The following is a 4,322-nucleotide window of genomic DNA, read 5'->3' on the forward strand; positions in this document are numbered from 1 at the left end:
GGCCGTCTCCGCTTGCCGGACTTCTCCGCGTGCCAAACCATATCGGGGTCGAACCAAACCGAAAGGGAGCCACGTTGCCTGAGCGACGCGTTGTAAGTTGACCAGTTCGTCGTGCGGTAGCGGGTGGGTGTGGGCTTCGGCATGCGCCCGAAACAACCGTCAGGATTCGCTAAGTGAATCCTTCCCTTTGATTTGCGCAACAACGCCGTTGTGAAGGGGAAAGGGTTGCGAAGCGATCAACACGCCATCGGCGCGGATCGAGTCAGCATGGATTTTCGTGGGGAAAACAGCACCTGTCTGCGCGACAGAGGTAAATCCTCTGATGAAAAGTGCAGAACCACCTGATGCTTTTCAAATGATGGGAATTGTCACAAAGTTCTGTCTCTGGAGACGGAAATTTCCCTTTGATATCACAGCGTCAAAATCTCAACTCCAAACTAATGCTGCCTTTTTCGTCAGGTAGGTTTGCCACTGGCCGCGCGTAAAAAAGCCGGCGCAGCGGCCGGCTTCCCGTGAGTGATGGTTTAAAGAACGTCGCTTCTCCTAAAAATTATGTTGGCGCGCGGCCCAAGTGGTAGGGGCTGCGCCCCGCGCTCGAGTTGGATCACGGCCTCCACGCCGGGCAGCCGCCCGCTCTTCGTCGCCAGTTCGACCATCGAGATGTGACTCTTGGAAAACTGCTCCAACGACTTGGCGCAAACGTACCGTCGCTTTCGCCCGCTCTTCAGCTCCACTATGTCGCAAGATTTCAGAACGCTCGTGCCCATCAGGCTGCGGATCGTCCGGATATTGATGCCGAGGATCTTCGCCGCCCGGGTCGGCCGAACGGTTCCATGGTGATCGGTAGTGATGACGTCACGCAGCACGGCTAGCGACACGCGGAAATCCGGGAAACGCGTGTTGGCAGGGTCGACTGCATGCAGCGGAAGGCGGTTTCTCAGAATGATTTCAACCAAGCGCTCGGTCGGTATGCGGACACGATGCGATGCCGTCGCAATGTCGAGCAGGTCCTCCGCCTTGAAGCGTTCGACCCTCGCCCGCAGCTTCCCGATGAACCCATCAAGATCGCGTGGGTGATACAGCGGCGAGGCATTCTTTTCGTCGAAGTATTTCTCGACCAGTCCGGGCTTTGTTAGCTTGGCCATCATGAAACGCTCCACGCCAAGGTACTTTCCTGCGTCGGTCGCGTTTAGAAGGGCGTCGAAATCGGTCGCGATGTCATTGATTATTTCCGTGCGCACATAGCCAGTCAGCACGAAACCCTGACCTGATGTTTTCCTTTCTGCGAGCCCCAGTGAGGCTAGGCGACGCACCAGCTTCCAGCCAGACATGCCATAGCGCGAGCGTGCTGTCGAAAGCGAATGAACGTATTTTTCCGGGCAAGGATGGCCCAGAACGATGGAGCCTTCGGAGATTGGAAAGTTACGGAAAATGAACTCTCGCACCAGATCACGGATCAAATCGAACTGAGGGTCGTCGTCGCGGTGGCGCTGCCACTCGAAGAAGACGCGATAGCGGGTCCGGTAGAGGGTGTTGTCGACCGGATGGGCCTGCTGAATATCCTTCAACCTTTGTCGGAATGCATCTGGTCCATGACGCAGAATATCGTACCCAGCAGTGCCCGCAGCCGCCCATTGCGCTGGTGTCGCTTTTTCCCGGCGGGCTTTCGGGCCGAGGGTTAGCAGGAGTCCGAAGCCCTCGCAGGTCTGCGCCGCAACGTGGAAGGGCAAAAGGTCCAGCCATGTACCACTGGGACCTTGCTCGATCCTAGCCCGGAGGTAGCACTCAAGGGTCTGACACTGCTCATCCGATTTCGTGGGCTCAGGCGGTTCGAAACCGGCAACTAGGTAAGCCGTATCGAAGGCATGCCGGTTTCCGGGAATTCGAGGTAGCGGGACGAGGTAGCAGCCATGCTTTTGACATGTACGGACCGAGGTCAGCTGCCAGAGCCCGAAATGTGCCGCTTCTGTCGGGCCTGATGTCTTCTGCAGACAACGCGGACATGCCTTGAGAGCTGTGCGGCTGAAGGAGGTGAACTTGATCCTCTCCCTCCCCAGCTGAAACCAGCCCGGCGCGACCAGGCGTGGTGTCCAGAATTGAAGACCTGAAGCATCGATCCCGGCCATTGCCGCCACCTGCGCCACCGCCTCGGGCGCGCCGTTGGTGAGCTGAAGCAGGTTCAGCTCGGCATCCGAGCAGAGGGACGAGAGTTTGGGCGCGCCGTTTCGACGAGCGAGCCGCGCGGCAAGCGAGGTGGCTGTTTCGCCTTCGTGGAAATCGACTTGAAGCGGCAGTTTGCGAAAGAACGGTGCCATCAGCTGCGGTCCCTTGCGAAAATCTGTCGTGGATCGACCCGATAGAAATCCGGGATGATGAACGGGTTGAATGTATCCGAGCAGTCGATCCGGTTCCGATAAGCCGTGGCAAAATGCATCATTTCCAAGTTCTCTGCCTCGGCGAGGCGCGCCTATTTGATCGCTTGGCAGATTATCTCGATCATCAGACCGAACTGGCGGGCTGCGGCATGGACAAGGCGCTCCACAAAGTCGAGGGTATCGATGTCCGCCGCGGGCTGAAGGAGTGCCTTTGAGCAGTAGACAGAGGTCAGCCCCAGGATGTTCTCCGTTTGCGATAGCGCAGCAATCGGGCCGAAGTGCACCGCCTCCATGCGACGACTGATCTGCGGGTCGTGATTGAGAAGGTCTTCGAGTTCGACCGTCCCTGACATGAGAAAGCCGACAGGCCAATCGCTGTCACTCATCATGGTCTTCAGCTCAGAAATCATGGCAATGCGTTCCTTCTGGCCGCGACGTCCCGGCAAATGCTGCGCTTCATCTAGGTGGATGAAGACGACCTTCTGCTCCCTAACGTGGTGGCGGATGAGGCCCCAGAGATACCAGCCCTCTCCGCCGCGCCCCTGAGGATAGCCAAGCTTTTCTAGAACCATGTGCCCGAGCGCCTTCAAGCCCGGAGTGGATGGCACATCCAGGCTGATGATCTTTGCGTCGGGGGTATCGGTCGTCGCGATCCAGGACCGTGCTTTCGTCAGCAGATGTTTGATCGCGGTCGTTTTGCCCGCGCCGGGCTCGCCCGTAAGGGTCAGCCCGCGTGCTTCGCGGCTGCGGCCCGAGCCTATATCAGCCAGGCGCTTCTGGATCAGGAAGCGGAAACGCCGCTCAAGGGGAGCAAAACGCTCATGGTGCACGAAGTGATTTTCCAGCTCGGACAGGTCGTCCGCGATCTGCATCATGTTTTCAGGAAACATCGTCGATCCTCCAGGATGGTTTGCGCTGCCGCGGCAGCGTGGGTGCCGCTTTGGTTTTCTCGGGTCCCTCTTCCGAATGCGTATTCCGGGGAGAGATGGTGATGCCATTTGCCAGCGGGTCGGAGCTGGGTTGAATGTGACCAAGCCGCTTTGCGTCCGATCGGATCGCGTAATGGAGAGCCGCTTCTGAGCGGGCGACATCCAAATCAGTCATGTGGAAGGGTGTCAGCTCGCGGAGCGCGAAGGCCTGGCGGTTCGTCTCCGAAATTCGCTCAATCGCGCGCTGGACCTTGGGCGCATCCAGCATGGCATCCCGCTTATGCTGGTGCCGGGTAGCCCGCATGCCCTCTCGCAGTTGTTCATAGCTAGTATGCCCGCTGCTCCACCGACGCTCAGGATCTCGCCGCACAGCACGCGGCGCTGGAAATCCTTGGCGTGGCCGCCGAGCGCATTTACACCGACCACGGGCTGACCGGCCGCAACCGCGACCGACCCGGGCTTTCCCAGGCGCTAGCCGCAGCGCGCGCGGGCGACACGCTTGTAGTGCCGAAGCTTGACCGGCTCGCCCGCTCGGTGCCGGACGCGCGCGACATCGCCGACGGGCTAGCTGAGCGCGGGGTACGTCTCGCACTAGGAAGCACGGTCTACGACCCAACTGCCCCGGTAGGACGGATGTTCTTCAACGTGCTGGCGACCTTCGCCGAGTTCGAAGCCGACCTAATCCGGTTACGCACACGCGAGGGCATGGCAGTGGCCCGCGCCAAGGGGAAGCTGAGGGGCAAGAAGCCAAAGCTCTCAGACCGACAAGCATGGGAGCTGACACGGATGCACGCAACTGGGGAGTACTCGGTGTCGGACTTGGCCGAGCTCTTTTCGGTCTCACGGCCAACCGTCTATCGCACGCTGGCGAGGCAGGTTGCGAAACATTGATGGTCGCCCCTCGCAGCCCTTTGTGCTTGGCTTGACGTGCTCCCCGTAGAGTCCGGGGATATTAGTTCGCTCTGTTCAGGGTTTGGTCCTCTACTGACCGTTGATGATACTCCCGCGGGGTGAGCCC

Annotated in this window: 4 protein-coding genes and 2 pseudogenes; 2 read left to right on the forward strand and 4 right to left on the reverse strand. The window is 59.5% G+C overall.

The features are described 5' to 3' along the window. From CLV89_RS22040 to CLV89_RS22730, 4 genes and pseudogenes are all read right to left on the reverse strand, one after another. Nucleotides 1–143: pseudogene (locus CLV89_RS22040) on the reverse strand (IS5/IS1182 family transposase); the annotation flags it as partial. A gap of 381 nt (nucleotides 144–524) precedes the next feature. After that, nucleotides 525–2,315, reverse strand: a complete 1,791-nt coding sequence (locus CLV89_RS22045; protein WP_106165723.1) for a TniQ family protein — start codon at nucleotides 2,313–2,315, stop codon at nucleotides 525–527. A 152-nt stretch (nucleotides 2,316–2,467) separates the two neighbouring features. After that, nucleotides 2,468–3,265 (reverse strand): ATP-binding protein, encoded by a 798-nt coding sequence (locus tag CLV89_RS22050; RefSeq protein ID WP_165798195.1) that lies wholly within the window; start codon nucleotides 3,263–3,265, stop codon nucleotides 2,468–2,470. Then, a complete protein-coding gene (locus CLV89_RS22730) occupies nucleotides 3,255–3,572 on the reverse strand; it encodes a hypothetical protein (RefSeq protein ID WP_165798196.1) in 318 nt (105 codons plus the stop codon). The genes CLV89_RS22050 and CLV89_RS22730 overlap by 11 nt, the downstream gene beginning before the upstream one ends. 74 nt (nucleotides 3,573–3,646) lie before the next feature. Here CLV89_RS22730 and CLV89_RS23180 point away from each other — a divergent pair. After that, a pseudogene (locus CLV89_RS23180) lies at nucleotides 3,647–4,024 on the forward strand (recombinase family protein); the annotation flags it as partial. Then, nucleotides 4,010–4,195: a helix-turn-helix domain-containing protein gene (locus CLV89_RS23310; RefSeq protein WP_279327918.1), complete on the forward strand. Its 186-nt coding sequence runs from the start codon at nucleotides 4,010–4,012 to the stop codon at nucleotides 4,193–4,195. The pseudogene CLV89_RS23180 and the gene CLV89_RS23310, both read left to right, overlap by 15 nt. Nucleotides 4,196–4,322 lie beyond the last annotated feature (127 nt).

Origin of the sequence: Tritonibacter scottomollicae, from assembly GCF_003003215.1 — a bacterium.
Classification (GTDB): Bacteria; Pseudomonadota; Alphaproteobacteria; order Rhodobacterales; family Rhodobacteraceae; genus Epibacterium; species Epibacterium scottomollicae.